The sequence below is a fragment of the Thermocrinis minervae genome, from assembly GCF_900142435.1.
Classification (GTDB): domain Bacteria; phylum Aquificota; class Aquificia; order Aquificales; family Aquificaceae; genus Thermocrinis_A; species Thermocrinis_A minervae.
Genome location: NZ_LT670846.1, coordinates 197,459 through 222,900, shown reverse-complemented (window position 1 = coordinate 222,900; position 25,442 = coordinate 197,459). Strand labels below are relative to the sequence as shown.

The 25,442-nt window shown below is 44.0% G+C and carries 32 protein-coding genes and 1 tRNA gene; 13 read left to right on the top strand and 20 right to left on the bottom strand.

What is annotated here, in order from left to right; all coding sequences use genetic code 11:
* The first annotated feature begins 73 nt into the window (after positions 1 to 73).
* Both B5444_RS01175 and ybeY read left to right on the top strand, forming a co-directional pair.
* Entirely contained in the window at positions 74 to 1,072 is a 999-nt protein-coding gene (locus B5444_RS01175; protein WP_079653429.1) for a PhoH family protein, read from the top strand.
* Positions 1,005 to 1,463, top strand: coding sequence for an rRNA maturation RNase YbeY (ybeY, locus tag B5444_RS01170; protein WP_079653428.1), 459 nt, complete (start codon positions 1,005 to 1,007; stop codon positions 1,461 to 1,463). The genes B5444_RS01175 and ybeY overlap by 68 nt, the downstream gene beginning before the upstream one ends.
* Here the strand turns inward: ybeY and B5444_RS01165 are convergent.
* The 7 genes from B5444_RS01165 to B5444_RS01135 form a co-directional block, all read right to left on the bottom strand.
* Complete coding sequence (locus tag B5444_RS01165) at positions 1,425 to 1,832, bottom strand: hypothetical protein (RefSeq protein ID WP_079653427.1); 408 nt, start codon at positions 1,830 to 1,832, stop codon at positions 1,425 to 1,427. The two genes, ybeY and B5444_RS01165, sit on opposite strands and share 39 nt — an antisense overlap.
* On the bottom strand, positions 1,829 to 5,275 hold the full coding sequence (rgy, locus tag B5444_RS01160) for a reverse gyrase (RefSeq protein WP_079653426.1): 3,447 nt from the start codon (positions 5,273 to 5,275) through the stop codon (positions 1,829 to 1,831). The genes B5444_RS01165 and rgy overlap by 4 nt, the downstream gene beginning before the upstream one ends.
* 13 nt (positions 5,276 to 5,288) lie before the next feature.
* Positions 5,289 to 5,957 (bottom strand): 16S rRNA (cytidine(1402)-2'-O)-methyltransferase, encoded by a 669-nt coding sequence (rsmI, locus tag B5444_RS01155; RefSeq protein WP_079653425.1) that lies wholly within the window; start codon positions 5,955 to 5,957, stop codon positions 5,289 to 5,291.
* Between the two features lie 2 nt (positions 5,958 to 5,959).
* On the bottom strand, positions 5,960 to 6,742 hold the full coding sequence (locus B5444_RS01150; RefSeq protein WP_079653424.1) for a universal stress protein: 783 nt from the start codon (positions 6,740 to 6,742) through the stop codon (positions 5,960 to 5,962).
* Between the two features lie 17 nt (positions 6,743 to 6,759).
* Positions 6,760 to 9,123: a DNA topoisomerase (ATP-hydrolyzing) subunit B gene (gyrB, locus tag B5444_RS01145; protein WP_079653423.1), complete on the bottom strand. Its 2,364-nt coding sequence runs from the start codon at positions 9,121 to 9,123 to the stop codon at positions 6,760 to 6,762.
* 11 nt (positions 9,124 to 9,134) lie between these two features.
* Positions 9,135 to 9,210 (bottom strand) — tRNA-Glu (locus B5444_RS01140).
* 47 nt (positions 9,211 to 9,257) lie between these two features.
* Entirely contained in the window at positions 9,258 to 10,328 is a 1,071-nt protein-coding gene (locus B5444_RS01135; RefSeq protein ID WP_425477069.1) for a bis-aminopropyl spermidine synthase family protein, read from the bottom strand.
* 48 nt (positions 10,329 to 10,376) lie between these two features.
* Between B5444_RS01135 and cmk the strand changes: the two genes are divergently transcribed.
* Genes cmk through rsmG form a run of 5 tightly spaced genes read left to right on the top strand, consistent with a single transcriptional unit; the run spans position 10,377 to position 12,968 of the window.
* The gene (gene cmk, locus B5444_RS01130; protein ID WP_079653421.1) at positions 10,377 to 11,036 is read left to right on the top strand and encodes a (d)CMP kinase; all 660 of its coding nucleotides are present in this window, start codon (positions 10,377 to 10,379) and stop codon (positions 11,034 to 11,036) included.
* Positions 11,014 to 11,334, top strand: a complete 321-nt coding sequence (locus tag B5444_RS01125) for a hypothetical protein (RefSeq protein ID WP_079653420.1) — start codon at positions 11,014 to 11,016, stop codon at positions 11,332 to 11,334. The genes cmk and B5444_RS01125 overlap by 23 nt, the downstream gene beginning before the upstream one ends.
* Positions 11,335 to 11,336: 2 nt before the next feature.
* Positions 11,337 to 11,780 carry a ribonuclease H-like YkuK family protein gene (locus B5444_RS01120; RefSeq protein ID WP_079653419.1) on the top strand — a complete coding sequence of 148 codons (444 nt, stop codon included), beginning with the start codon at positions 11,337 to 11,339 and terminating at the stop codon, positions 11,778 to 11,780.
* A gap of 13 nt (positions 11,781 to 11,793) precedes the next feature.
* Complete coding sequence (locus B5444_RS01115; protein WP_079653418.1) at positions 11,794 to 12,387, top strand: SCO family protein; 594 nt, start codon at positions 11,794 to 11,796, stop codon at positions 12,385 to 12,387.
* Positions 12,366 to 12,968 carry a 16S rRNA (guanine(527)-N(7))-methyltransferase RsmG gene (gene rsmG / locus B5444_RS01110; RefSeq protein ID WP_079653417.1) on the top strand — a complete coding sequence of 201 codons (603 nt, stop codon included), beginning with the start codon at positions 12,366 to 12,368 and terminating at the stop codon, positions 12,966 to 12,968. The genes B5444_RS01115 and rsmG overlap by 22 nt, the downstream gene beginning before the upstream one ends.
* Here rsmG and B5444_RS01105 read toward each other — a convergent pair.
* The 5 genes from B5444_RS01105 to ilvE are packed head-to-tail and all read right to left on the bottom strand — an operon-like array spanning position 12,938 to position 16,657.
* Positions 12,938 to 13,675, bottom strand: a complete 738-nt coding sequence (locus tag B5444_RS01105; protein ID WP_079653416.1) for a tRNA (adenine-N1)-methyltransferase — start codon at positions 13,673 to 13,675, stop codon at positions 12,938 to 12,940. The genes rsmG and B5444_RS01105 overlap by 31 nt on opposite strands.
* The gene (locus B5444_RS01100) at positions 13,668 to 14,126 is read right to left on the bottom strand and encodes a GNAT family N-acetyltransferase (RefSeq protein ID WP_079653415.1); all 459 of its coding nucleotides are present in this window, start codon (positions 14,124 to 14,126) and stop codon (positions 13,668 to 13,670) included. The genes B5444_RS01105 and B5444_RS01100 overlap by 8 nt, the downstream gene beginning before the upstream one ends.
* The gene (locus tag B5444_RS01095; protein WP_079653414.1) at positions 14,117 to 14,689 is read right to left on the bottom strand and encodes an outer membrane lipoprotein carrier protein LolA; all 573 of its coding nucleotides are present in this window, start codon (positions 14,687 to 14,689) and stop codon (positions 14,117 to 14,119) included. The genes B5444_RS01100 and B5444_RS01095 overlap by 10 nt, the downstream gene beginning before the upstream one ends.
* A complete protein-coding gene (locus B5444_RS01090; RefSeq protein ID WP_079653413.1) occupies positions 14,686 to 15,750 on the bottom strand; it encodes a M28 family peptidase in 1,065 nt (354 codons plus the stop codon). Before B5444_RS01090 ends, B5444_RS01095 begins: the two co-directional genes overlap by 4 nt.
* Positions 15,740 to 16,657: a branched-chain-amino-acid transaminase gene (ilvE, locus tag B5444_RS01085; protein WP_079653412.1), complete on the bottom strand. Its 918-nt coding sequence runs from the start codon at positions 16,655 to 16,657 to the stop codon at positions 15,740 to 15,742. Before ilvE ends, B5444_RS01090 begins: the two co-directional genes overlap by 11 nt.
* Before the next feature lie 41 nt (positions 16,658 to 16,698).
* Between ilvE and B5444_RS01080 the strand changes: the two genes are divergently transcribed.
* The 3 genes from B5444_RS01080 to B5444_RS01070 are packed head-to-tail and all read left to right on the top strand — an operon-like array spanning position 16,699 to position 18,532.
* Positions 16,699 to 17,235 (top strand): 4Fe-4S dicluster domain-containing protein, encoded by a 537-nt coding sequence (locus B5444_RS01080; RefSeq protein ID WP_154021710.1) that lies wholly within the window; start codon positions 16,699 to 16,701, stop codon positions 17,233 to 17,235.
* Positions 17,236 to 17,237: 2 nt separating this feature from the next.
* The gene (locus B5444_RS01075) at positions 17,238 to 17,495 is read left to right on the top strand and encodes a hypothetical protein (RefSeq protein WP_079653411.1); all 258 of its coding nucleotides are present in this window, start codon (positions 17,238 to 17,240) and stop codon (positions 17,493 to 17,495) included.
* Between the two features lie 5 nt (positions 17,496 to 17,500).
* Positions 17,501 to 18,532, top strand: coding sequence for a zinc-binding dehydrogenase (locus B5444_RS01070; protein ID WP_079653410.1), 1,032 nt, complete (start codon positions 17,501 to 17,503; stop codon positions 18,530 to 18,532).
* On the opposite strand, the gene B5444_RS01065 is transcribed toward B5444_RS01070, so the two are convergent.
* Positions 18,519 to 19,298, bottom strand: coding sequence for a citryl-CoA lyase (locus tag B5444_RS01065; protein ID WP_079653409.1), 780 nt, complete (start codon positions 19,296 to 19,298; stop codon positions 18,519 to 18,521). The two genes, B5444_RS01070 and B5444_RS01065, sit on opposite strands and share 14 nt — an antisense overlap.
* Positions 19,299 to 19,410: 112 nt before the next feature.
* Between B5444_RS01065 and B5444_RS01060 the strand changes: the two genes are divergently transcribed.
* A complete protein-coding gene (locus B5444_RS01060; RefSeq protein WP_079653408.1) occupies positions 19,411 to 19,683 on the top strand; it encodes an HU family DNA-binding protein in 273 nt (90 codons plus the stop codon).
* 3 nt (positions 19,684 to 19,686) lie between these two features.
* Here B5444_RS01060 and mobA read toward each other — a convergent pair whose 3' ends face one another.
* From mobA to B5444_RS01025, 7 genes are read right to left on the bottom strand one after another with little or no spacing between them, the layout of a single operon-like run.
* Positions 19,687 to 20,250 carry a molybdenum cofactor guanylyltransferase gene (gene mobA, locus B5444_RS01055; RefSeq protein WP_079653407.1) on the bottom strand — a complete coding sequence of 188 codons (564 nt, stop codon included), beginning with the start codon at positions 20,248 to 20,250 and terminating at the stop codon, positions 19,687 to 19,689.
* Complete coding sequence (locus tag B5444_RS01050; RefSeq protein WP_079653406.1) at positions 20,247 to 21,137, bottom strand: lytic transglycosylase domain-containing protein; 891 nt, start codon at positions 21,135 to 21,137, stop codon at positions 20,247 to 20,249. Before B5444_RS01050 ends, mobA begins: the two co-directional genes overlap by 4 nt.
* Positions 21,113 to 21,457: a 6-pyruvoyl trahydropterin synthase family protein gene (locus B5444_RS01045; RefSeq protein WP_079653405.1), complete on the bottom strand. Its 345-nt coding sequence runs from the start codon at positions 21,455 to 21,457 to the stop codon at positions 21,113 to 21,115. The genes B5444_RS01050 and B5444_RS01045 overlap by 25 nt, the downstream gene beginning before the upstream one ends.
* Complete coding sequence (locus B5444_RS01040) at positions 21,457 to 21,690, bottom strand: hypothetical protein (protein WP_231967124.1); 234 nt, start codon at positions 21,688 to 21,690, stop codon at positions 21,457 to 21,459. The genes B5444_RS01045 and B5444_RS01040 overlap by 1 nt, the downstream gene beginning before the upstream one ends.
* On the bottom strand, positions 21,656 to 22,543 hold the full coding sequence (gene murB / locus B5444_RS01035) for a UDP-N-acetylmuramate dehydrogenase (protein ID WP_079653403.1): 888 nt from the start codon (positions 22,541 to 22,543) through the stop codon (positions 21,656 to 21,658). The genes B5444_RS01040 and murB overlap by 35 nt, the downstream gene beginning before the upstream one ends.
* Positions 22,522 to 22,851, bottom strand: coding sequence for a hypothetical protein (locus B5444_RS01030; RefSeq protein ID WP_079653402.1), 330 nt, complete (start codon positions 22,849 to 22,851; stop codon positions 22,522 to 22,524). Before B5444_RS01030 ends, murB begins: the two co-directional genes overlap by 22 nt.
* On the bottom strand, positions 22,832 to 23,227 hold the full coding sequence (locus B5444_RS01025) for an acyl-CoA thioesterase (RefSeq protein WP_079653401.1): 396 nt from the start codon (positions 23,225 to 23,227) through the stop codon (positions 22,832 to 22,834). The genes B5444_RS01030 and B5444_RS01025 overlap by 20 nt, the downstream gene beginning before the upstream one ends.
* Before the next feature lie 22 nt (positions 23,228 to 23,249).
* On the opposite strand from B5444_RS01025, the gene der reads away from it, so the two are divergent.
* Together der and B5444_RS01015 are read left to right on the top strand one after the other, a co-directional pair.
* Entirely contained in the window at positions 23,250 to 24,563 is a 1,314-nt protein-coding gene (der, locus tag B5444_RS01020) for a ribosome biogenesis GTPase Der (protein ID WP_079653400.1), read from the top strand.
* Complete coding sequence (locus B5444_RS01015) at positions 24,544 to 25,440, top strand: c-type heme family protein (protein ID WP_079653399.1); 897 nt, start codon at positions 24,544 to 24,546, stop codon at positions 25,438 to 25,440. The genes der and B5444_RS01015 overlap by 20 nt, the downstream gene beginning before the upstream one ends.
* Positions 25,441 to 25,442 lie beyond the last annotated feature (2 nt).

Below are 25,442 nucleotides of genomic sequence, written 5' to 3'. Positions count from 1 at the left end.
TGCCTCCTTTATTACTGTTGACTGAGTGGTTAGTGATAATATATTATTCTAACAAGATAGCATGTCAACGAATATGGAAAAGGTTGAAGAAAGGGTAGATCTTGGTAGTTTTGATGAAAAGTTTTATGCCATAGTAGGTAGAGCAGACGAAAACCTCAAATACTTTTCTGAGCTCTTTGGTATAAAAATAACCGCTAGAGGAACAGAGATAATACTAAAGGGTGAAGAGGACAAGGTAGCAAGAGCTCACAAGTTCATAACCGACATCATAAAGGAGTTAAAAAATAGAAGCATGACAGCCCAGGAAGTTAGAGAAAGAGCTGCTGAATTTGTAAAGGAAATTCAGGTACAACCGCAGAAGGAGGAAGTAATACTTGTCACACATCGCAAAAAGGCCATATATCCAAAGACAAAGACTCAGAAACTTTACGTGGATGCCATAAAGGAGAAGGATATAGTCTTCGGAATAGGTCCTGCTGGAACAGGAAAAACATATCTAGCTATGGCCATGGCCTTGGTGCATCTCAAGGAAAACAAAGTAAGCAAGATAATACTCACAAGACCGGCAGTAGAAGCAGGTGAAAAGTTAGGCTTTCTTCCAGGTGGTATAGCAGAGAAGGTAGACCCATACCTTAGGCCTCTCTACGATGCTCTCTATGATATGGTGGACTACGATAAGGCAGCTTATATGCTTGAGAGAAACATAATAGAGATAGCCCCTCTAGCATTCATGAGGGGTAGAACCCTAAACGATGCTTTCATAATACTTGATGAAGCACAGAACGCTACGAGAGAACAGATGAAGATGTTCCTCACACGTATAGGTTTTGGTTCTAAGGTAGTAATTACAGGGGATATCACTCAAATAGACCTTCCCAGTAAGGAACAGTCTGGTCTTGTGGAAGCTATAAAGGTGCTCAAAGACATAGACGACATAGCTTTTATCTACTTTACTCAAGAAGATGTAGTAAGACATCCTATAGTTGCAAAGATAATAAAAGCCTATGAAGAGTTTGAAGGTAAGCATAAGGACAGAAAAGAGGGTAAAAGGTCTAAGGCTGAAAACTCTTAAAGAAACCCTCATCAAGTTCCTTAGAATGCTTGATCTTGAAGGAGTAGAGGTAAGTGTCTTTTTATGTTCTGACGAAACCATAAGGGAGCTAAACAGGATCTACAGGAACAAGGATAAGCCTACAGATGTCCTATCTTTTGAGTTAAACGAAAATGTGGGAAAATTTACACTGCTTGGAGAGATAGTCATATCATTGGATACTGCAAAAAGGCAAGCACAAGAGCTGAAACACTCTTTGGAAGAGGAACTGAAGAGACTCCTAGCTCATGGTCTTGTACATCTACTGGGTTATGATCACGAGAAGGGAGGAGAAGAAGCCAAACTTTTCTTCTCCCTGGAAGGTTGGCTCTTGTCAGGCGAAGAAAACAAGCTTTATCATCCAACCCGTTAGAGTCTGGAGGAACAAAAGTAGGATTAGCAGTATAGATATGTATAGCAACTTTCTACCAAGTGCTTCCCTCTTTAGCCATACTAAGGCAAAGGTCACTAGGTTCACGAGTGATAAGAATAGTCCGTTCCACTTGTGTGGAAAACCCCAGATAAAAGGTAGTTTGGAAGCAACCAAGGGTATATTGGATACATACAGGCCATTGATAGCGGCAAACACAGAGGTCACTACGGATACACCATGGAACACTATCGCGTACTTAAGCACTCTTTCATCCTTCAGTATGATGTAGTTTAGCGCGTAGAGGATCGCTGCCAAGAAGTTTAGGAATATAGTGCTATAAGCAAACAAGGAATGCAAAAAGAGACTCATCTTCCTACCTCCAACTCTTTTTCCAAGATTATTATATCCCTGTATAGCTTTTTTAGTATGCTTATGTAGTTTTCTTTTCCATCCTCCACCATGTCCATCATCTTTTCTAACTCTTTTGTAAACTCCTCGGAGACGAATCCCTTTATCTGGTCTTTTGAGCTCAGGTATTGGTATATCTCCTTCCCAAGCCTTGTGGGGATAAGGAAGCCCTTTTTCTCTATGACGTACCCCCTTTCTATCAGCTTTTCTACTATCGTGGCATAGGTGGAAGGTCTACCTATACCCTTTTCTTTCATCTCCATAACTAGCTCGCCGTAGGTGTACAGATATGCCCTCGGTGATGCTTTTAAGTATTTTCTTCCTTCGGTACTCAGGGTGACATCCTCGTAGGATGGGTTGAGTTCTATGGGAAGTATATTGTTAAAGCCTTCTTCAAGTATATGAGTTCTTAGACTTACAGTCAGCTCTTTGTCTAAAGCTTTTATTAGAGTTTTTATTACTCTTACCTTAGCTGGCTTCATCTGGCTTGCCATAAACCGTTTAAACACAAGGGTGTAGATAGCTAGATGATCTTTATTGAGACCTTCTACCTGCCCGCTGAGTACTAAAGATCTTAGCTCTTCTGGTTCTATGTTCTTTGTGGGCCTTATACATTCGTGGGCTCCACCTTCTCCCCAAACTCTAGGATGGAAGTATTCTTTGCCAAAGTTTTCTTCTATGAACTCCCTGGCTATAGCTATGCCATAGTCCGAAACTCTGACCGAGTCTGTCCGGTGGTAAGTTATAAAGCCGAGTTCAAAGAGGGTTTGAGCAAGGTCCATGGTCTTTTGAAGTGAGAATTTGAACTTGTCGCTTGCGTCCTTTAAAAGTGTGTCCGTTCTGTAAGGTGGCGGTGGGTGAATGTACTCTTCAGCTTCCTCTATTTTTTCTATTCTAATGCTGTCTAAGTTATCAAAGAACTCTTTGGCTTCCTGCTTGTTGTCAAAGGTGAATTCAATCCTTAGCCTTTTATCATCCTGGTCCAGGTTTATTATTACTTTGTATATCTTTTGGCGGTATTCTTGCTCTCTCTTTATTATCCAACCAAGCACAGGCGTCTGAACTCTTCCTGCAGAAAGCCAGTTTTTGCCAAAGGCTCTCCAAAGCTCTTGAGAGAACTCAAAACCTACCCATCTGTCAGCTATCCTTCTTACTATCTGAGCTTTTACTAGGTTTTCGTTAAAGTCCCTTGGTTCTTTTATCCCCTTTAAGATAGCCTTTTTGGTAACTTCGTGGAACTCCATACGTTTTATGTTTTTTACATAAGGTCTGAGGATAAGCCTTATATCCCAGCCTATCTTCTCACCCTCTGTGTCCGGGTCTGTGGCTACAAGCACCTCAGAACATTCCATAGCCATAAGCCTGAGACTCTCTACTATACCTTCCTTTCCCTCTATAACTTCGTAGTAGGGTACAATGCTGTCCTCGCTTACATAAACACCGTGAAAGTCTCTTTCTTTGTTTAGGTCTGTTATGTGTCCCAAGGATGCGGTTATCATTATGTATCTGTCTTCTACAGAGGTTTCGAGAAGTTCGTGATCTCCTACCCTTCTTCTTACAGGCTTACCGAAGAAGTTGGCTATAGTTCTAGCTTTGTTGGGTGACTCCACGACTATGAGGATGGGTTTTAGAATGTCTTTAGACTGAGGCTTTTCCTTACCAGCCAATATATTCTTTATCTTTTCCCTATCTCTGTCTATCTCCTCTACTATTTTCCCTATGTCTATTTCTTCTATGGGTGTAAGCTTTATATCTTCGTTGAACCATCTTACCCTTTTTTGCAGGTGGTTTAGAGCTCTTACATCATCGACTAATACAAGAGAAAGACCTTTGCTTATACCACCGGCGTACATCCTTGATGTTCTACCGCTTGCCTGGAGATAGCCTGTAACGTCCGAAACCACAAGATAGTATCCTTCTTCCGATCTTCTTAAGGTTACTTCATTGCTGCTCTCCAGTATGGCTATAACATCTTCAGAGTTCAGGAATTTGGATATTTCAAGCTTCAAGTTATCAACCTTTTCTTTTAGATCCTGTTTTTCTTCGAGGAATTCCTCTGACAAGTACTGGTACCTTCTTAGTCTTTCTATCCATCTTTCTAGCGTTGGCCCATAATGGGGAAGCTGCTTTACTATTAGCGACCTTATGGAGGTTAAAGCCCAAAGGAGGTGTGAGAGGTTTTCCTCTAGCTTTAGGGATATGCTCATCTTGGGAACTCCGTAAAAGATGGCATACCTGACTACATGGGGCATATCGAAGCCACGGGCTAGCGGGTTTCTGTAGGAGGCTATGCCTATGAGTACCTCTACCTTACCCTCTTCGTAAAGCTTTAGATTCTCTTCTGTCAGCTCTTCGTACGTTAGGGAGTTAATACCATGGTGACTTAAAGCTTCCTTCAGTTTTTCTACTTGTTCTTTGCCCATGTCGGAGGAAACAAACACCAAGCCCCCTTTGCCTAGCTTCCTAATCCAGTTTACTAGAGTCTCAATGGTAGGCCTTTCATGTACGTAAGCGTCTACTACATTTCTAAGGTAGAAGGTAGGTGTTCCTACTTCAAAGCCTAAAAGTTCTCTAAAGAGCTTTACCCTGTTTGACCTTGGGTTGGAAGTGGCAGAAGACACCACAAGAACACCCTTTGCCTTCAGAGATAACTTCTTTACTTCCTCGGATAGGGACTTTATCTTCTCGTAATCCCTGTTGTGGCTTGATTTTTCCTTTATAAGCTCTAAGGCTTTTTGAATGTCCTCCTCGTCAAAACCTAGGAGGTATAAGGCTTTGTCTATATTCTTTGCTGTTTTTAAGAAGGAATCTACGTCGTCCACAAAGACAAAGGAAAAGCCTCTGGGTATAGCTTGGTAATTCCTATAGAGGAACATGGAAGTAGTTAAAAGGACCTTAAACCTTCCCTCTTGTAGAAGCTGTCTTTTCTTCTCCTTTTCTTTCTCGGTCTCATCACCGAAGTACAAAAGTTCTTCTTCCTCCAGTCCTAAGCTGAGAAGTTTGTTATGGATCTGCTTCAGGAGTAATTTGGTAGGCACTATTATGTAAGATCTTTTACCCTTCTTGGCTAAGAAGACGGCCATGGATGTGCCGAAGGAGGTTTTTCCTACGCCCGTTGGTGCGAGCAGAGCAAAGGATCTGCCCAGAAGTACCCTCTTTGCCCATGCAAGTTGGAGGCTCCAAGGTTTAGAGCCGATCCTCTTTTGGAAGAAGGCTTCCCACTCGCTTAGTTCCTCCTCCATCTTGCATATCTTTTCCATAAACCCCTTGAGGTCTTCGTAAGAACATACGTCCTGCCTTATCTCTGGCATGCACTTCTCACACGGAAGACCAGCATACAACCTTTCAGAGCTTATATCGCCACCGCAGTTAGGACACAGTCTTAAGAAGTAGCTTGGTATCATAACTTGGTATATTTTACAGTCTCCAGAGGAGGACAATCTCTCCCTTGATCTCTCCCCTTTCTTTTAACTGATTGTATACATCCTCTAGTGATCCCCTTATATATTCCTCGTGGATCTTTGTAAGCTCTCTGGCTACGCACGTTTCCGTTTGAGGTGGAAACACTTTTTTCATGACCTCAAGAGTCTTGAGGATTCTGTTGGGAGATTCAAAGGCTATTATGGTTGTATCCGTGCATGTTTTTAACTCTTCAAGGTAGCCTTCAAGACCCTTCTTGGGTAAGAATCCTACAAACAGGAACCTGTCTGTGGGTAGTCCAGAGCCGACTAGTGCTGTAGTCACGGCGCTTGGCCCGGGTATGACCTCAACGGGTATATTCTTCTGTATACACTGTTTTATGAGCTTGTAGCCAGGATCAGATATGGAAGGCATGCCCGCGTCAGACACAAGGGCTACGTCTTCCTTTTCAAGGAGCTTTAGAATCTTTGGCACCTGCAGGCTTTCTTTAGGCTCGTAGTAGGAGAGAAGCTTTTTGTCTTTGATCCCATAGTGGTTCAAAAGTATCATAGTCCTTCTTGTATCCTCGCATGCTATAAAGTTTACTTTTTTTAAGATTTCAATAGCTCTGTAGGTAATATCACCCAAGTTACCTATAGGAGTGGCTATAACGTACAACTTACCCATTTCTATTTTACAAGCAGTAAAGGTATTTTAGCATGGCTAAGCACAAAGTGGGTAGTACTTCCAAGGATAAGTTCTTTGATGCCACTCTTAGAGAAGGCTCCCATTACAAGGAGGTCAAGGTTTTTCTCCTCACAGAACTTTACTATCTCCTCTTCTGGTATACCCTTCCTGACCTCTATGAAGGTAGGTAATTCTTCTGTGTACGCATCTCCTACATAAAGACCAGTAAGTTCGGCCTTAAGTAAGTCTGCAAGCTTCTGAACTACTTCTAAGGCTTTTCTTGCTTTCTGGCTACTATCGTAGGCTACACCCAATCTTTTCAGATCCCTCTTTGTATGTGGTACTACGAGAACGTCACATTTGGCGAGCCTTACAACCCTTTCAGAAGTGGAGCCTAGCATAAGACCCTCTATCACTTTCCTGGACCTTTTACCTACTACGATGAGGTCCTCTTGATCGGCTTGTTTTACTATTTCCTCGTAAGGTACACCTTCAGTTTGGAAGGAAGACACCTTAACACCCCTCTGTCTGCCTAGAGATAGAAAGCTGTCTAACACCAAGTCTGCCTGAGCTTCCATAAACTCCTTTACTGTGGAGTAAAGATCTGTTTTGGGTGCAAGACCTAGCGAGCTTATAAGGTCTTCCAAAAGGACTTCCTTCAAAAGCCTTGTGTCTAGTACGTAAATACCTACCACTGGTATGTTTAAGATGCTACCAAGTAAAAAAGCATACTCGTATAAACTTGGATGAGAAGGATCAAGCCCTACAAGTATCCTTTGGTACATGTGAGTTTACCCCAAGCTTACACGTCAAGATTCTTTACCTCTTTAGCGTAGAGCTCTATGAACTCCCTTCTTGGCTCTACCTCTTCTCCCATGAGTATGGAGAATATTCTGTCTGCTTCAGCGGCGTCCTCTATGGTGACCCTAAGAAGCCTTCTTGTCTTTGGATTCATGGTAGTTTCCCATAGCTGTTCGGGGTTCATCTCTCCGAGACCTTTGTACCTCTGTATCTCAAAGCTAGATTTTGCTAGATCTATCATGATGTCTACCAGCTTTAGAACATCGTTCACAGTGGAAGTTTTACTGCTTATATAAACTTCACATGGGCATTTTACAGATATGCCATTAAGGATGTTTTTGTAGCTCAGGGAGGAGAGAAAGTCCACATCTATGATGATACTTCTGTTGGTGTGAGGATCCAGGAGGTGGATTTCATAAGCAGATTCGTACTCGTCGTACTTTAAATCTATTTTGTAGTTGGGGAGTTTTTCTTCAAGAAGCTTTATTTTACTCCTTAACTCTGAAGAATTTCTCAGGTCTTCCTCTTTAAACTTTAATTCCAAGAGTACATCTAGGACGTCTTGTCCTTTCTTCTTTGCCATGAGTGTATAAGATTCCTGAACTTCCTTTATCTGTTTTAGCAGCTTTATAAGGTCTTCGCCCTCTAGAGTTTTTTTGTCCTGCGTTATCAGTTTTCCTTCCTTCTGTATGTGGTTAAACAGAAAGCTTTCCATTTCTTTGTCATCTTTCAGATAGAAGACTTGCTTACCTTTCTTTACGCGGTAAAGGGGTGGTTGTGCCACGTAAAGATGGCCAGCCTCTATGAGCTTTGGCATAAAGCGATAGAAGAAGGTAAACAGCAAAGTCCTTATATGTGAGCCGTCTACGTCTGCATCCGTCATCAGTATGATCTTGTGATAACGCAGTTTGGAAAGATCTATGTCTTCTCCAACTCCACATCCTAGGGAGCTTACTATAGCCTTTATCTCTTCGTTGGAAAAGACCTTGTCCAACCTGGCCTTTTCCACGTTTAGTATCTTACCCCTTAGGGGAAGTATGGCCTGGAACCTTCTGTCCCTTCCCTGTTTAGCAGATCCACCTGCGGACTCACCTTCAACTATAAAGAGTTCACACTTCTCTGGATCTCTTTCGGAACAGTCTGCTAGCTTACCAGGTAGGGTGGTGTCCTCGAGAGGTGATTTCCTTCTTACAAGTTCCTTTGCCTTCTTTGCTGCTTCCCTTGCTAGAGCTGCTTCAACAGCCTTCTCCACTATAAGCCTGAGAGTCTCTCTGTCTTTTTCAAGGTACTGTGAAAGCTGCTCGTACACTATGGACTCTACTATGTTTTTGACGTTTTGGTTTCCAAGCTTCGTTTTGGTTTGTCCTTCAAACTGGGGTTCCATAACTTTGCAGGCGACCACAGCTACAAGTCCTTCCCTGAGATCTTCACCCGTTATTGTTTCTTTCAACTCTTTCTGAAGCTTTACAGTGGGAAGAAGCTTCATGACCGCCTTTGTGAGACCACTTCTAAAACCCGTTACGTGAGTACCCCCTTCCACTGTCTTTATGTTGTTCACAAAACTCTCTATAGACTCCTTGTAATCTTTCGTGTAGGTAAAGGCTATGTCTACTACTACGCCTTCCTTTTCACCTTTTATCCTTATCACCTTGTTTATGAGAGGTTCCTTCCCACTTGCTAAGAAGAGCACGAGCTCTTCTATACCCTTCTTGAACCTAAAGGTTAAGTCCTTGTTGGTTCTTTCGTCTACTAGTCTAAAGGTACAGTCCGGATTAAGGTATGCCAGTTCCCTTATTCTCCTTTCCACAATGTCAAACTTTATCTTCGTGGTTTCAAAGATCTCTGGGTCTGGTTTAAAGGTTACCTTTGTCCCCCTTTTGGTGGTGGTCCCTATTTCTTTTACTGGAGTTATGGGTTTCCCACGCCTGTACTCTTGTTTATATATCTTTCCATCTCGGTAGACTTCTACCACCAACCATTCAGACAGAGCGTTGACTACGGAAGCTCCCACGCCGTGAAGACCGCCCGAGTACTTGTACACTTTTTTATCAAACTTTCCACCGGCGCCTAGCATGGTAAAGACCATCTCAAGCGCTGGTATCTTCGTCTCGGGATGTACATCTACCGGTATACCCCTTCCGTTGTCTTCAACAGTTACGGAGTTGTCTGGGTGTATGATAACGGAAATATGATCTGCATGGCCTGCCATATGCTCGTCTACGGCGTTGTCAAGGATCTCCCACAGAAGGTGGTGAAGACCCCTCTCCCCTACGTCTCCTATGTACATAGAGGGGCGTAATCTTACGTGCTCTAAGCCTGTGACGGCTTTTATGTCTTGAGCTTTGTATTCTCCAGCTTGCTTCATAGTGTTTAAAGCACCCCCAGCGGGATTTGAACCCGCGATCTCCGCCTTGAAAGGGCGGTGTCCTGGACCGGGCTAGACGATGGGGGCTCCAAACCTAAACCTAAGTTATATTCTACCATAAAAGTCTACCCTTGTCAAGTGGTAGAACCTTCCTCATCAAGGTAGAAAACATCATCCGATATGGGTTCGTTCCACCTCTTAAAGCCAGGTAGTGCCTCTATCCTGTACCAGGCAGACCTATACCATATGCCTTCAGGGAACCTTTTTACTGGAGCTATCTCTGCTGCCTTAGTCTCTGCATGGTAATCCCAGGTTATGTAGTGGTTAAAGTCTTGGACTATGTCGGTTATGGCAACTCCAAACTCTGTGGTTAGGGCTATCTGAAAGTCTCTCCATCTGAACACGGATGAATCTCTTAGGGTGAGGCCGAAGTATCCTACTCCTCCATCTTCTTTGAGAGTCGCTATTCCTCTGCCTATGAAGGCCCTAAAGGCCGGTATGGTTTCTGGGGGGTCTGATACGAACACATCAAACTTACCCAGCATACTGCTATCTAAGGGTTTTCTAAGATCCCAAACTATGGCTTCTGCGTTGTCTATGCCCAACTCCTTGAATATGGCATTGTCAAAGTCTATGAGTCTTTTGTCTATATCTAAGATCAGTACCCTCTTCGCCTTCCTAAACAGGGCAACTGCTAGACCTGTTAGGTCGTCCTCAGCGCCGAGAACTACTATTTCCTTGTTTCTCAGATCTCCCCTTGAATCCATGAACAGAACCCTGGTAACCGTAGTCTCTGGAGTAACTGAACCCTGGTCATAGTCTCTTATTGCCTTAGGTCTTTCTTTGGTTACTTGCAGGAATTCCCTGTAGAACTCTATGTTGGCGTAGAAGGGTATACCTCTACCCTCACATGCTTGACAAGTGTAGTCCACGTAGGGTTCTATACCCAGTTCTTTAACTAGGTCTAGCCCCTTTTGTGTAAGCCTTATGTTCTCTTCATCATCTATAAAGGCAAGACCTTCCTCTACTAGCACCCTTACTATTCCCGAAGCTGCAGGTACAGGAAGGTCAGACATGTCAACCAACTCCCAAAAATCACCGCTGACAAGCAATGCAGAAAGTACCCTTTCCACGTTTTTCTTGTAAAGCCTAACCTGACTAATCTCTCTTGCTTTTTGAGCTAGCTGCGCTAGAACTTTCAACACACCACCTCCTTTCAAAAATGTAGCTAATTGTATTATGATAACACATCTATGAAGATAGCTGTGGATGGACCTGCAGCTAGTGGTAAAAGCTCAGTAGCTAGAGAGCTATCTAAGATTTTAAACCTACCGTATCTTGAAACGGGTAAGGTCTATAGGCTGTTCGCTTATATAGCATCCCAGAATAAGGTAAAATACCCCCTTTCCTTGTTTAACGAAGATTTTGATGTGGTCTTTGACATAGGCATAACTAGAGTCTTTTACAGAGGTAAAGAGTTGTCTGAGGAGCTTTACACTGAAGAGGTAAGTACAGAGGCTTCCAAGCTTGCATCTCTGCCGGAGCTAAGAGAGAAGATGATAGAGTTCTTTAGGGCCTTGGTGGGACAGAGGCAGGTCGTAGCAGAGGGAAGGGACGTAGGTACACATATATTCCCAAACGCAGACATAAAGTTCTTCATAACGGCAGATCCACGTGAAAGGGCAAGGAGGAGGTACAAAGACCTTGTAAGCAAAGGCATTAAGGTAACATATGAAGAGGTTTTAAAGAGCATAGTAGAGAGGGACAAGAGAGACAGTGAAAGACCCCTTTATCCTTTCAGGCCTGCCGAGGATGCCATAATCGTAGACACTACCAACAAGACCCTTGAGGAGGTTGTAAAGGAGATCTTGAGCTATATATTACAAAAGCATGAAGCTGAAGGAACTATCTGAAAAGCAGAGGGAGTTTTTAAAGACCACGTTTGAACTTGATGAGCTTGATCAAGAGCTTGAACTTGAAGATTTTCTCGCTTCTAAGGGATGTAAGCTTTACAACTGTCTTTCATGTGGAAAATTAATCTTCCACGATGGGTATGAGTTTTGGAACCTTACAGACTGCTGCGATGACAACTCTAAGCTAGTAGAGAACGGACTTCTGTGTGAAGTCTGCTACTCAAGAACGCCGGAAAACATGAAAGATTGGATATTCTTCAGGCCCACCTGGGTAAAGAACGTAGACTTTAAGATATAAACATGCCCCAGTACAGCGACGTGGAAGAGGTCAAAAGGTTTATAAGAGAAACCTCAAAGCAGACAGCCGTTTACGTGGGTTGTGATTCAAGGCAGTTGAAGGACAAGACCCTATTTGTGACAGTTATCGTGGTTCATATAGATTCATGTAGGGGAGCTAAGGTCTTCTGGAAGACGGAGAAGGTTAACAAGATAAAGTCTCTAAGGCAGAGACTTATGGAAGAGGTAAGCAGGGCCGTCCTTGTAGCCTTGGAGATAGCGGAAGTGGTGGAAGACAGACCCTTTGAGGTACACCTAGACATAAACCCTAACCCTGAGCACGGTTCAAGCATCATAATAAAGGAAGCCATAGGTTACGTTCTTGCTCAGGGTTTAAAACCTGTGGTCAAGCCAAGGTCTATAGCAGCGTCCACAGTTGCTGACTACATAACAGCCTTTGGTGGTTAAAATTTAGTATCTTATGAGTAGGTTTAACTTTCTCTTTGTCTTTACCTTCCTTATGATTCTCTGGTCTTGTCAAAAGCCCTACAAGTTCTACGGTCATGTGGTGGATCTGCCCGCGTATGACTTTGAGCTTACCAACCAGGATGGCAAGAGGGAGAAGCTTTCCCAACTCCTGGGCAAGGATAAAGTTGCCCTCATATTCTTCGGCTACACCAACTGTCCAGACGTATGCCCCGATACACTTCAAAGGCTCGCAACCATGTACAAAAAGTTGTCCCCTGAGGAGCAAAAGAGAGTTAAGGTAATATTCATAAGCGTTGACCCAGAAAGGGACACACCGCAGCAGCTAAAAGGCTACGTACCCTTTTTCAATCCTAACTTCATGGGCTTTACTGGAACCCCTGATGAGATAAGAAATGTGGCAAAGGAGTACAAAGTCTACTACAGGAAGGTAGAAAACAGCGGTTCTGCCGTGGGCTACTTGGTGGACCATACGGCTAGCGTCTACCTAGTCACTCCAGATATGAAGATAAAGGCAATCTACACACCAGGTAAGCAGGATCCTGATAAGATGGCGGAGGATCTGCGATACATACTAAGGAGCTTATAAAGGAGGTCTTTTCAAGGAACGGCTTTCAGCTTAATCAACAGCAAATAGACCTTTTCTACGTATACCTCCAAGAGTTGAAAAGATGGAACAAGGTTCATAACTTAACCTCCATAGAAGAAGATCATCTCATAGTGGTAAGACACTTTTTAGACTCGATCAGTCTTAGCCTTTGTTTTGAGGAGAAGTCCATACGCGTAGATGGCCTTTCTGTCTGTGATGTGGGTAGCGGAGCTGGCTTTCCAGGTGTACCCTTAAAGATATTCTACGGCGACAGGATAAACCTTACTTTAATAGAGAGCGTTCATAAGAAGTGTTCCTTCTTGGAGTACCTTAAGGTAAAGCTCTCTTTGGACTATGAGGTCCTCTGTACAAGGGCCGAGAAGGTAGAAAGGACTTTTGACCTAGTGGTCTGTAGGGCTCTAGGGAAGCTTGAAGATATACTTGAGCTTCTGAGGAGACTGTCAAGTAGGTACATATTCATAATGAAGGGGTCTGAAGTTCCCACGGGCTTTGATTATTGCAGAATAAGCCTGCCTGACATAAAGGAAAGCTACGTTATCTTCCTGCAGAATATAAGATAGCCCGTGTGGGCTACCATCCTGTCTTCGGGCCTTAGTCTATCTGGGTTTGTTTTGTAGTACCTGTGGAGTATCTCGAGGACTGTCACATCCGAGAATAAACCCTGTAGGTTTTTAAGAAGGGTGCTAACTTGGTTTGTTGTAGGGAGTAAGAATCCACACCTTGCTCCCTTCTTTAGTACTTTGTGAAGCTTTTCAAGGTAGTGCCATGGTTCTCTTACGTCTACAAAGGCAGCGTCAAAAAACTCTTCTTCCAACTCTGCTTGCATAAAGTCCATGTTAAAGTGCTTTACCTCCTTACAAAGACCAAAAGCTTCCCAGTTGCTAAGGGCTAGCTTATAGAAATTCTCAGAAGCCTCAAAGGTCCACACCTCACCTCCGAGTAGAGAAAGTACAGTCGTAAGGGCTCCGCTTCCAGTTCCAAACTCTAGTACCCTCTTACTCTTGTCCAAACCAAGGGTGTAAGCTATGTAGAAGGCATCCTTCGGATAGATTATCTGAGTTTTTCTCTTAAAACCGTACAGAATTATCTCTTCTACCGTTGGTCTAAATAGGTAAAAATCTCCTACTTTGCTCCCTTCTTCCTTTCCTACCACATCCTCGAATTTCAAGACTGCATCCTTTACGTTAAGGCTGAAGCCTTTACTTAGTCTTTTTAAGAATCTTTTGTCTCCGTAGACTATAAGGATGTAATCACCTTCCTTAAACATTCCTTACCATCCTTATCCAGTAGTTAAACCTGTCTCTTTCCTTAAAACCCAAAGACTTGTAAAAGTTTATTGCATCTTTGTTTTCATCTCCCACCCAAAGTTCAGCAAGGTCAAGACCTCTTTCTTTGAAGTATTCCAAAGCTTTCTTCATAAGCTTCTTACCTAATCCCATACCTCTGTACTTGGGATGTACTACAAGCTCGTGTATGGCTCCAACCACTTTACCCTCTCTCTTGCTAAACCAGTTGCCATCTGCTGCTACAAAGCCCACAAGTTTACCGTTGTCAAATGCACCCCATATTCCAGCTACATCTCTTCTGAAGAGCCACCCCATGTAAGCCTCTACATCTTCTCGGTTCGTGTAGGCATACTCTTCCAAACCCTTGTAGCCTTCCAGATACAGGTCTACCATGCTTGGTATATCCTCTGGTGTAAGCCTTCTTATTTCCATACTGTAAACAGGTTTGGGGATGGTGTAAAGTTCTCCTTTATGTTTATGAACTCTAGCTCCACACGTGTACCGTCTGGGGCCTCTATCCACATCTTCCGTATGTCCAAGTCTTCTAACTCTAGCGTTACTCTTTCTATAGTGCTATCTTTTACCTTAGGTACAAGCGTTAGCATTACTTTACCGTTCCTTGAACTCTCGAGCACTGGTTTAAATACATCTTCCAGGGGTTTTGAAAGTAAAAAGATGGCCTCCACCACTGAGGATCTGTTGTTCTGAATGTTGTCTATATACCTTATATTTTTCCCGGGGTACTCTATGAGTATGTCTTTACCGTTTGATACTATCAAAAGCCTTTGTGGGCTTGTGTACTCTATCCTGAACTTGCCACCCTTCTGTGCGTATATTATGCCCTTTGAAATCTCAGGTCTTGCTGACCATGGGTACTGAACTCTCTGTATAAAGTCTACCCTTATGGTCCTTACCTTCTCAAGCTTCTTGCTTAGGTTGCTAAGTGTATCCGACCATACAAGGAGTGGTAGTATGAGAATCAGCAGAAACATCATATCTTGTGAAACCTCCTTATGAAGGAAAGTATAAGGTCAAACCACATGCGTACCATATCCCAGTCTATGCTGTGAACGTTATCGTACGGCGTATGTCTTATAGAGAAGGGATGTGAGGTCAAAAAGAGCGTTTCTACTCCCTGCTGTTTAAAGGGTATATGGTCGCTGATGGCGGACGGTACAGCCTTCCATTCTATGTTTACACTGAACTCAGACGCGTGCTTGAAAAACTTTTCGTTTATAGTTTGACCGTTGTAGCCTTCTGCATCCTTGTACAGGACGGATGGGTTTGTCCATCCTATGGAGTCTACGTTTATACAGTAGTAAGTGTGTTTTGGTAATTTCTGTACGTGATGCTTTGATCCTAGAAGGCCTACTTCTTCAAAGTCTGTAAGTAGCAGCCTAAGTTTAAAGGGAAGTTTGTAGTCTCTTCTTAGCTCGTCAAATATGTATATAAGGGTTAAAAAGCCTATGCCGTTGTCTATGGCTCCAAAAGTGCCTGGCTTTGTGTCAGTATGCGCTACGAGGTAGAATATGGCTCCTCTTCCTACTTCTGACAGAAGGTTGGTTCCTGTGGTTTTTACGAGCTTACTCTTTACTTTGAGCTTTACGTATGCATCCTTGAGTAACTCTACATGTTCTTTTCTTACGTTGATTATTGGAAGGTCAAGACCCACCGCGCTACCGTGGAAATGTGCATCTAGATCTTCCATGTACGTTATAATGGCCTTTACACCCTTTTCCTTTAGTTTCTGAAAAACCCTTCTGTCAGACCTTTTGGGAGTTAATGCTATATCTCCAGCCAAAGGGTCTTCTTTTACGTATCCTTCAACTTCGATGTTTGGGCTTCCTACGTATCCCACAGCGGGTACAGTTCTGTTATCTACCTGCAGTTTTACCTCTTGCGGAACCAGTACTTCAACTTCAAACTTTTCTTCTTGGTAAGGTATGCCCTTGTCCTTGAGCAACCTTTTTATTGGTTCCTTTGAGGATAAGAACCTTTCCTCTCTGAGAAGGGATTCTGCTCTTTCTTTCAGCTCCTCAAATGTACTATTTTTCATACACGGGTGTTAGCCAGACCTTGTACCTTTCTATGTTACCTCTTACGGCGTTAAAGTAGATCTCTTGAAGCTCCCTCGTTATAGGCCCTATTTCGCCGTTTCCTACCTTCCTATTATCTACTTCTACCACAGGAGTTATCTCAGCAGCGGTACCTGTCAAGAATATCTCGTCGGCTACGTAAAGTTCACTCCTGGCCACAGGTCTTTCTATAACCTCCATTACGAGTTCCTTTTTGAGTAGCATAATCACAGCCTTCCTAGTTATACCCTCCAGTATGTGCTCCTGGTAGGAAGGTGTTATAGCCTTCCCTTCCCTTATCAGAAATATGTTCTCGCCTGAGCCTTCTGCCAAAAAGCCGTGTTGGTTAAGCATTATGGCCTCGTCGTATCCTGCTAGCAGGGCTTCTGTCTTGGCCAGCGCACTGTTGACGTAAGCTCCCGCCACCTTCCACCTTGAGGGTATAGAGTTGTCGTCGTTCCTTCTCCAGGAGGACACCTTTACCCTTATACCTGAAGAAGTGTTTAGGTATCTTCCAAAATTGTAGGTGTATATGGCCACCTCAGGTGTGAAACCTACGAGCTTTGGAGTCAGTGCAAGGTCCTTAAAATAGGCTATGGGTCTTATGTAGACATCCTGCCTTATCTGGTTCTTTCTTAAGAGTTCTTTGGTTATCTCTACTAAATCTTCGGCCGTGTAGGGGAGTTCCATAAAAAGAGCCCTTGCGTTCCTGATGAGCCTGTCATAGTGTTCCTTTGCGAAGAGCATATAGAGCTGTTGGTCTTTTTCGTTCCAGTAGGCCCTTATCCCCTCAAACACGGCAGTACCGTAGTGGAAAGAGTTGGTCTTTATGCTTATCTTGGCCTCTTCTACGGGAACTATCTTGCCTTCAAAGAATGCGTACTCCATGGGTATAGTATTTTAACCGCTAAGTTATAATCACAGGTAGTATGGCAAAACCAGTTATGCTCATAGACCTTGACAGATGTATAGGCTGCCTCTCCTGTGAGGTGGCATGTAAGCAGGAAAAAGGTATAGAGGAGTTTGGCATAAGACCTATGAAGGTCTTCAGGATAGGACACGTGGGTGACGCTGCCGATGCTTTCTTCCTTCCCATGAACTGCTTTCACTGCGATCCTGCTCCATGCGTGTTTGCATGTCCTACTTCTGCTATGAAGAAGAGGGAAAAGGATGGTATAGTGTACGTGGAAAAGCCGTTGTGTATAGGCTGCAAAGCCTGCATAATAGCTTGTCCTTACGGTGCTATAAGCTTTAACCCATCCACCATGAAGGTAGAAAAGTGTGACTACTGCTACAGTAGAGTAGAAAGGGGTCTTTTACCTTCCTGCGTCTCTAAATGTGTTACCAACTGCCTTTACTTTGTTGAGTTGGATGAAATACCAAAGGAGAGGCACACTGCTAGGAGGATAGACTCGGAGCTCTACAGAGAGCTGTTTGAGGTGTATACTACTCAAGAGGAGGTGTAATCATGAGGAAGCTACTATTTCTTATGCTAGCCCTTTTTTCTTTTAGCCTGCTAGAGCCTGTGTTTGTTAACCATGCAGACGCTAAAGAAAAAAGGATGAAGGTGGTTAAGTTTAGCAAGCACAAGAAACACAAGAAACACAAAAAACACAAAAAGCATAGAAAACACAAAGTAACGTTTAAAGTTAGGCATTCCCACCACATAAACAGTCCGCAAGAGGGTGAAGGTGTAAAGCTTGAGAACATGGTAAATGGGATGTAACTTACATGCGTGCAGTAGTTTTGAAGGACTTCGGTGGTGTTGAGAACCTACAGTACGTAGAGGATTTTCCGGAACCTTCTGTAGGTCCTGGTGAGGTACTCATAAAGGTTAAGTGCGTAGCCCTTAACCACCTTGACCTTTGGGTTAGGATGGGAGCGTTGGCTGTAAAACCGCAGCTGCCTCATATCTTAGGTTCAGATGTTAGTGGTGTTGTATGCAAAGTGGGAGAAGGTGTTAAAAGTGTGAAAGAAGGAGATGAGGTTATAGTAGCTCCTGGGCTATCCTGTGGCGTGTGCTACGACTGCCAGAAGGGACATGATAACCATTGTAGGGATTACGACATACTAGGACTCAAAACTAAGGGAGCTTATGCAGAGTTTGTTAAGGTTCCGGAGAGAAACGTCTTACCAAAGCCTAAAAACTTGAGCTTTGAGGAGGCTTGCAGCTTTCCCCTTACATCTCTTACTGTTTGGAACGCTCTAGTTGAGAAGGCTCAGATAAAGCCTTACCATAAGGTTCTCATATGGGGTGGCTCTTCCGGTGTTGGTGTAGTGGGTATACAGGTTGCTAAGCTCTTTGGAGCCTTTGTCATAACAACGGCAGGAAACGAGGAAAAAGCCAGGAGATGCAAAGAGCTTGGGGCTGATGTGGTTATAAACCATTACACGCAGGATGTGGTCAAAGAGGTAAGATCGATCTTTAAAGAAGGTGTGGACATAGTGATGGACCATGTGGGAAGCTCCACCTTCTGGAAGAGTGTGGAGTGCCTGAGAAAGGGTGGAAAGTTGGTTTTCTTCGGAACTACTACAGGAAGTGAGACAAAAATAGACATAAGGTACATCTTCGTAAGGGAGATAGAGCTGCTCGGTGTCTACATGGGGCCCAGAGCAGACCTGTTTAAGATATCAGAGCTATACGATCGAGGTCTACTAAAACCCGTGGTGGACAAGGTTTTTGATTTGAAGGAGGCCCCAGAGGCCCACAGATACCTGGAAGAGTCCAAGCACTTTGGAAAGATAGTGCTTAGAGTTTCCTAAACTCTGGTGGAAGCTCTCTGGGTGGCACACCTATATATTCTGTCTCCTTCTCTTCGTCTAACCTCTTAGAGAAGGGTTTTTCCATCGTAAGTTCTTCGTAAACGTGTGCTACTAGACCTGGTACCCTTCCTATGATGAAAAATCCTTTTCCAAGGCGCCAGTCAAAGCCCATCTCGGAAACCACTGCAGCTATGGCTCCGTCTACGTTAAGAACCAACCTTTTACCCTTTTGCCTTGCTATTTCTTCTTCTACCTCCTGAGCAAACTGACAGTGCTTGTCATAAAAACCTAGCTCTTTGGCTATATCCATGAGCCTTTTGGTCCTTGGGTCAAAGTCTTTGTAGTACCTGTGGCCGTACCCTGGTATGGGTTTTTTGCTCTCTAAGTACTCCTTTACTATGTCTTGTACTGGCTTTTGGCTGGCAACACCTTCTTGTATGAACCTCATGGCATCTTCTAGAGCTCCCCCATGGGCTGAACCAAAAGCCAGAACTCCCGCGGCCACACCTACGTTTAGAGAGTTTCCACCAGATGCGACAGCTCTTGCGGCTATAGCAGAAGGTGGAGCTATGCCATGGTCTATGACCGACACGAATATAGCTTCCATCATCTTGGACTCTTTCTCGTTGGGTAGCTCACCTTTGAGGATCAGGTAGATAGCCTGGGCGAAGGTGAGGTTACCTACAAGATCTAAAAGCCTGTAGCCCCTTATGTATGTTTCATGTCCTATGTGTTGAGTTATGGCCGTTCTCCACTTCTTCTCCATGGCATTAAATATTATAAACGTACCACCGGAGGTTCATCCAGTTGCGGATATTGAAAGGTTTAGCACTGTGTGTTATATTATTGAAAGACAAAGCTTTAAAGGAGGGAAAGCCATGACAAAGGCGGAGCTTGTTTCTGCAATAGCCAAGCAGGCCGGCATAACCAAGAAGCAGGCCGATGCTGCTTTGAAGGCTGCTGTGAGTGCTGTCTCTGCAGCTCTCAAGAAGGGTGAAAGAGTAGCAATTCCTGGTTTTGGGATATTCACCGTTAGACAGAGAGCTGCAAGAAAGGGAAGGAATCCCAGGACAGGTAAGGTGATAGAAATACCTGCAAGGAAGGTGGTGGTCTTCAGGCCTGCCAAGGACCTCAGAGAGTCCATCAAGTAACCCTTATGGGGGCTCTGCCCCCGCCTGAAGTATATCCTCAAGAGTGTTCACGTTGGTAAAGGCTCTCTTCTCTTCGCTTGTTAGGGTGTTTATCCTTAGAAGTTCTAAAAACTTTCCTACCCTTCTTCTACCCTTTAGTATGTAATCCTCTAAAGGGGGTAATACACTTCTGTAGTACACACCTGGGAAAGGATACAGTTTTTCGTTAACCTTGTATAAGCTAACATCTGGTTGGGAACTTTTCCATAGATGGGTCAATATATCCGGCCTTAGGTAGGGCATATCAGCAGAAAGGATAAGCACTTTTTCATAGGATGTGCGTTTAAGGGCAGTGTATACACCAGCCAGAGCAAACTGTTCGTGCACATAGTCTTTTAGGATATCTACACCTTTTATGAAGGCATACTTTTGAACATCTTTGGAGAGTATAAAGACCCTTTCAGACACTCTTCTGGCTAGCTCTACCACGTGTAGTATCATAGGTTTTCCTTCTATTGGGTAAAGGGTTTTGTCCTGGCCGAATCGCCTGCTTTTGCCTCCTGCCAGTATGTAACACTCTGGGATCATTTAATCAGCACTACCTTCTTGGGTATGTATACGTAGGTGTCCTTGGGTACTGTGTTGCCGAGTATGTGAGGGTTGTAATCTTTAAAGATATCCTCCTTGACTTTTAAGGAATCTAAAAGCTCATCCTTCTGAATGTCCTTGTTGACACGGACTACTTTCACCTCTTCCATCTTCACGTCCGTGTTAAAACCGTACCTTTTGGGATCTCTCGCTATAAGTAACAGAGCGAAGAAGTTGGGTACGTAATTCTTTGTTTCCTCCGGAAGAAAACCATAAGTCTGCCAGAAGTCTATTCCACCCGTCCTTCTCCAGACGCAGTTCTCACCACAGTTGTAGCTGGCAAGGGTAAGCTCCCAGTTTCTGAAGGTACTGTAAAGGTCTCTAAGATAGAGGGCTGCAGCTTCTGTAGACTTTAAGATGTCAAACCTTTCGTCTACGAGGTTGTCTACCCTTAGACCATACCTTCTTGCTGTTGAAGGTATAAACTGCCAAAGACCTGCGGCACCGGACCTTGAGACAGCAAAGGGATTAAAGGCGCTCTCTATGGCTGGCAGCATGGCGAGCTCTGCAGGAAGCCCATACTTTTCAAGCACAGGTCTTATGGTAGGTAGATAGTGGTTTGCTCTCTGAAGAAGTCTTTCTGTAAACTCTTTGTTCCTCAGGTAGTAAGAGAGGTATCTTTTTATCTCTTCCCTGTCTGGGATGGGTATGCCTAGCCTTCTAGCTTCGTAACCTATAAAACTTTCCTCATCTTCAGAGAGGGCTACGTAAAAGCTCCCTTTTTTTACAACCTCTACGTTTTTAGAAGGAAGAACAGCTTGCTGTACCATTGGTGTGCAGGAGAAGATAGACAGGAGCAAACTCACTCCCAGAATTCCGTGCCGCATTCCTCCGTCTCCCATACTACCACCTTCTCTAAGGTAGGATACTCCTGTTTTAACTTATAGTATAACCACCTTGCTACGTTTTCTGCACTTGGTGAGAAGTCAAACACCTCATTAAGAAGTTTGTAGTCTGGTAAAAGCTCCTTTAGCCTTCTGTCTATCTCAACAAAGTCGTAGCCCATACCTCCTTCATCCAGGCTGTCGGCTCTTATGAAGACCTCCACCGTCCAGGTGTGACCGTGTAAAGGTTCGGGTTTACCGTGGTAGTTAGTAAGGTAGTGGGCAGCGTTAAACTTCCTCTTTACCCTTATAAGCCAAGGCATCAGTCTATGTCCTCACCTTCTATGAGTCTTCGCGTGTAATTGACACACGCAAGGACCATAAAAAGCAGGGCGTGGTTGTTCATGTCCTCAAACTCTTCCTTTACCCATAGGGTACCATCTTCCTTCTCTACTAGCTTTATGTACTCAAAGGCTTTCATAGCCAGAGCTTTGTTGTGAACCTTCTGGAGTATCCTCTCCTTAATCCAGTCTGGCAAAGGCATCTCTCTTTCCAACTAGGACCACCTCCTCTTCAAGTTCAATCCCGAATGTTTCTAAGACCCTTCTTTTGGCTACCTGTATTATTTTAAGCACGTCTTGGAATGTGCCTCTGTCTACGTTGATCAGAAAGTTGGCATGCACTTCTGAAAAGGCTACACCGCCTATCCTAAAACCCTTCATTCCCACCTCTTCTAAGAGCTTGCCGGCTGCATGTCCTTGCGGGTTCTTGAAGGTAGAGCCGCTGGTGGGCATGTTGATGGGCTGCTTTTCCTTTCTTAACCTCTTTATGCTCTGGAACTCCTCAAATATAGGTCTGTTGGTCCTCTGGAATAAAAACTCACACTCTAGGACTACGCCCAAGCTTGGAAAGGGTGAATTCCTGTAAGAGAAGTTAAGGTCTTGCTTCATGGCTGTGTAGACATTTCCATCCCATCCTAAAAACTTAACGGATAGTAAATGTTCGGAAATCTCGTAACCAAAAGCTCCGGCGTTCATGCTTACAGCACCACCCACAGTGGCAGGTAGCCCAACGAGCCTGTAAACCCCTTCTAGGTTTTCATCTACTGCCAGCTTTACCAACTTGTGAAGATCTACGCCTGCAGCCACCTTTACCCTCAGGCCTTTATTTCCTTCGTCCTCTACGCTCATGTTGGAGAAGTTCTTTGTGTATACTACAAAGCCTTCAAAGTCTCCGAATATGGTGTTGGCACCGCGACCTAGTATGTGTATAGGTTTACCCTTATCCTGGGCCAGCTTTATGAGATCTGCGAGCTCCTCTTGATCTCTGGGAACGGCAAAGTACTCAGCTATTCCCCCTATGCCTATGGTAGTAAAGGCGTCCAATCTTACCTTTCTTCTGATATCCATCTTTCTAACCCGTATACCTTGTAAACCTCCTTGTGTCTGGTAAGCCCTAAAGCCTCCCTGTAAACTATAAGCTTGTAGACCTCCGACTGTAAAGCCTCTAACAGTTTGTTCCTCTTTTTCTTCAACCTTATGAGTAGTCTTAAGGAGAAGAGCCTACCTGTGTTTTTGTCTAGTCTAGACCTAAGGTATGCCATACTCCTCTCTAGGTCTTCAAGAGCTTTCACCACGTTTTCTATCCTCCTGCCGTAATTTCCTCCTACGGAGGCTATCTCTTTTAGGATTTCTTGGTCAGCTTCCTGCCAGCCCATCTAACTTAGACCTTAGCTCCTTAGGTAGGCTAACTATCTTACCTTCAAAGACTAGGCAATGTTTGGTGTATGCCTCGGCAAGTTTTTGACCTTCTGCCAGTATGTGGTACTCAAAGGAGAACTCAAACCTGTTTACCTCTTTAACACGTATGTGTATGTCAATCTTTTGGTCGTAGAAGGCTGGTCTTCTGTATCGGCAAAAGGCTTCTATGAGCACTACCTCGTAGCCAAGTTTTCTTATTTCCGAGTAAGGCATGCCAACAGATCTCAAAAGCTCCCCCCTGGCTTCTTCTAAGTACCTAAAGTAGTTAGAGTGGTGTACCACCCCTTGGGCATCCGTCTCGTAAAACTGTATTCTCCTGGTATAGACGAACATGAGCTTAGCTTAAAATTTTAAGGTGAAGGTAATCATAGTAGGAAGACCAAACGTAGGGAAGTCCACACTCTTCAACAGGATAATAAAAAAACGCCTTAGTATAGTCCATGATATGCCAGGTGTTACCAGAGACGTGATAGAGTCACAAGCCCAATGGCAGGGCAAATCCTTTACTGTAATGGATACAGGCGGTGTAATAGAAAGCGGGGATTACATAAGCCAAGAGGTAAGGAAGAAGGTAATCCAACACTTGGAAAAGGTAGACCTAATACTCTTCGTAGTGGATGCAAAGGAGGGCCTTACCGCTCAAGACCAAGAAATAGCAAAACTACTGTATCCCTATAAGCACAAAACAATTCTAGTAGTCAACAAGGTGGACAACAAGAAGTCTAACCTAAACGCCTATGACTTTTACACCCTAGGCTTTGATGAAGTTTACTTCGTGTCTGCACAGCATGGTAAAGGTGTGGCAGAACTCTTAGACAGGATAGTCAGGGATATACCTAGTGAGGAACAGATAAGCACCGCTGGTGGTATAAAAATCTCCTTCGTTGGAAGACCAAACGTGGGTAAATCTTCCTTGGTGAACGCTATACTCGGTCAGGAGAGAGTGATAGTTTCCCATATACCAGGAACCACCAGGGATGCTGTGGAAATACCCTTTACCTATAAGGGTACTTCCTTCATCCTAGTAGATACGGCTGGAGTAAGAAGACCTTCTAAGGTAGAGTATGGGGTTGAGTTCTTCTCAGTAGGAAGATCCTTGAAGGCCATAGAGCTCTCTCACGTAGTGTGTTTAGTACTGGACATATCGGAAGGTGTGACAAGGCAGGACAAAAGACTGGCAGGCTTGATAGAGAGACATTACAAGGGATGTGTCATAGTGGCTAACAAGTATGACCTCGTAAAGGTTCCTAAAGAAACTGTGGAAAACATCATCAGAAAGGAGCTCTACTTTTTAGACTACGCTCCCGTGGTGGTAACATCCGCCATCAAAGGTGAAGGTGTGAGCAGTATACTGGACGAGGTGCTAGAGGTCTACTCAGACTACACCAAACAGCACAAAACCTCCTTTGTGAACAGAGCTATCCAGAACATACTTAAAGAAAAGCCACCGCCCTTGTACAGAGGCAAAGAGGTAAAGGTGTACTACAGCTTCCAAAAGTCTACAGCTCCACCTACTGTGGTAGTTATAACCAACTACGTGGAAGGTTGGAAGGAGAACTATAAGAGATTCTTCATAAGGCGTCTTAGAGAAGAGCTTAAATTATATAAATCCCCTGTAAGACTGGAGTTGGTGCAGAAGGAGGGTGGGAATGAGGCTTCCAAAGCCTAAGAGCATACGCTGGAAGGTGGCTATACCTATTGTTTTCATCGGTTTGGTCTCAGGTTTGTCTGTAGGACTTTACTCCTACTACTCGGAGATAAACCAGGCCAAGAGGAACGTAGAGGACCAGATAAGGGTTGCCATGGCTTTTACGAAGGCTTCCAGGGAGTACGTGAGGGGTATACTAAGACCCAAGATAGGTGAGCTATTGGCTAGCGGTTGTGGTGGTGTGGACTTTGTCCTTGAGGCTCAGTCTTCTAGCTTCTTCACAGCATCTATCTTTAAGGACGTAAGCGAGAGGTTAGGAAGCTTTAAGCTAAGACAGGTGGCTTTCAATCCTTTAAACCCAAAGGATGAACCCTCGGAGATGGAAGCAAAGGTAATAAACTTTCTCAAGGCGACCAACAGTAAAGAGTACACGGGTATAGTGGAGGATACTACTGGAAAACAGTTTGTTTATGCATCCGCTGTGATACCTGATGCTGGCTGTCTTGCCTGTCATGGAAAAAGGGAAAGCATGCCAAAGGCTCTCTTAGAGAGGTACAAACCCCAGTACGATCCCAACTGGGAAGTGGGTAAGGTGGTAGGTGCTGTCATGGTAACCGTCCCATTTGATGCAGTGCTTGCCAAGGCACAGCTTTCTGGGCTTGTCAAGGGTCTTGTTGTGTTTTCCATATTCCTTGGAATAATCCTCTTCCTTATAGCGGCCCTTAACTACCTTGTGTTTGAGCCCATAAGTAAGCTTGAGCATAAAGCAGAAGAGATAGCAAAGGGTAACGTAGACGAGCCTGTGGACATCACCTCTGAGGACGAGATAGGAAGGCTTGCCCAAGCCTTTGAACGTATGAGGGTGAGCATCAAGAAGGTTATGGACCTTCTCAAGTAAAA

Bases quoted from the DNA above. Each gene is read 5' to 3' on its own strand.
- B5444_RS01175 (WP_079653429.1), top strand. From the start codon at position 74: ATGGAAAAGGTTGAAGAAAGGGTAGATCTTGGTAGTTTTGATGAAAAG.
- ybeY (WP_079653428.1), top strand. From the start codon at position 1,005: ATGAAGAGTTTGAAGGTAAGCATAAGGACAGAAAAGAGGGTAAAAGGT.
- B5444_RS01165 (WP_079653427.1), bottom strand. From the start codon at position 1,832: ATGAGTCTCTTTTTGCATTCCTTGTTTGCTTATAGCACTATATTCCTA.
- rgy (WP_079653426.1), bottom strand. From the start codon at position 5,275: ATGATACCAAGCTACTTCTTAAGACTGTGTCCTAACTGCGGTGGCGAT.
- rsmI (WP_079653425.1), bottom strand. From the start codon at position 5,957: ATGGGTAAGTTGTACGTTATAGCCACTCCTATAGGTAACTTGGGTGAT.
- B5444_RS01150 (WP_079653424.1), bottom strand. From the start codon at position 6,742: ATGTACCAAAGGATACTTGTAGGGCTTGATCCTTCTCATCCAAGTTTA.
- gyrB (WP_079653423.1), bottom strand. From the start codon at position 9,123: ATGAAGCAAGCTGGAGAATACAAAGCTCAAGACATAAAAGCCGTCACA.
- cmk (WP_079653421.1), top strand. From the start codon at position 10,377: ATGAAGATAGCTGTGGATGGACCTGCAGCTAGTGGTAAAAGCTCAGTA.
- B5444_RS01125 (WP_079653420.1), top strand. From the start codon at position 11,014: ATGAAGCTGAAGGAACTATCTGAAAAGCAGAGGGAGTTTTTAAAGACC.
- B5444_RS01120 (WP_079653419.1), top strand. From the start codon at position 11,337: ATGCCCCAGTACAGCGACGTGGAAGAGGTCAAAAGGTTTATAAGAGAA.
- B5444_RS01115 (WP_079653418.1), top strand. From the start codon at position 11,794: ATGAGTAGGTTTAACTTTCTCTTTGTCTTTACCTTCCTTATGATTCTC.
- B5444_RS01105 (WP_079653416.1), bottom strand. From the start codon at position 13,675: ATGTTTAAGGAAGGTGATTACATCCTTATAGTCTACGGAGACAAAAGA.
- B5444_RS01100 (WP_079653415.1), bottom strand. From the start codon at position 14,126: ATGGAAATAAGAAGGCTTACACCAGAGGATATACCAAGCATGGTAGAC.
- B5444_RS01095 (WP_079653414.1), bottom strand. From the start codon at position 14,689: ATGATGTTTCTGCTGATTCTCATACTACCACTCCTTGTATGGTCGGAT.
- B5444_RS01090 (WP_079653413.1), bottom strand. From the start codon at position 15,750: ATGAAAAATAGTACATTTGAGGAGCTGAAAGAAAGAGCAGAATCCCTT.
- ilvE (WP_079653412.1), bottom strand. From the start codon at position 16,657: ATGGAGTACGCATTCTTTGAAGGCAAGATAGTTCCCGTAGAAGAGGCC.
- B5444_RS01080 (WP_154021710.1), top strand. From the start codon at position 16,699: ATGGCAAAACCAGTTATGCTCATAGACCTTGACAGATGTATAGGCTGC.
- B5444_RS01075 (WP_079653411.1), top strand. From the start codon at position 17,238: ATGAGGAAGCTACTATTTCTTATGCTAGCCCTTTTTTCTTTTAGCCTG.
- B5444_RS01070 (WP_079653410.1), top strand. From the start codon at position 17,501: ATGCGTGCAGTAGTTTTGAAGGACTTCGGTGGTGTTGAGAACCTACAG.
- B5444_RS01065 (WP_079653409.1), bottom strand. From the start codon at position 19,298: ATGGAGAAGAAGTGGAGAACGGCCATAACTCAACACATAGGACATGAA.
- B5444_RS01060 (WP_079653408.1), top strand. From the start codon at position 19,411: ATGACAAAGGCGGAGCTTGTTTCTGCAATAGCCAAGCAGGCCGGCATA.
- mobA (WP_079653407.1), bottom strand. From the start codon at position 20,250: ATGATCCCAGAGTGTTACATACTGGCAGGAGGCAAAAGCAGGCGATTC.
- B5444_RS01050 (WP_079653406.1), bottom strand. From the start codon at position 21,137: ATGCGGCACGGAATTCTGGGAGTGAGTTTGCTCCTGTCTATCTTCTCC.
- B5444_RS01045 (WP_079653405.1), bottom strand. From the start codon at position 21,457: ATGCCTTGGCTTATAAGGGTAAAGAGGAAGTTTAACGCTGCCCACTAC.
- murB (WP_079653403.1), bottom strand. From the start codon at position 22,543: ATGGATATCAGAAGAAAGGTAAGATTGGACGCCTTTACTACCATAGGC.
- B5444_RS01030 (WP_079653402.1), bottom strand. From the start codon at position 22,851: ATGGGCTGGCAGGAAGCTGACCAAGAAATCCTAAAAGAGATAGCCTCC.
- B5444_RS01025 (WP_079653401.1), bottom strand. From the start codon at position 23,227: ATGTTCGTCTATACCAGGAGAATACAGTTTTACGAGACGGATGCCCAA.
- B5444_RS01015 (WP_079653399.1), top strand. From the start codon at position 24,544: ATGAGGCTTCCAAAGCCTAAGAGCATACGCTGGAAGGTGGCTATACCT.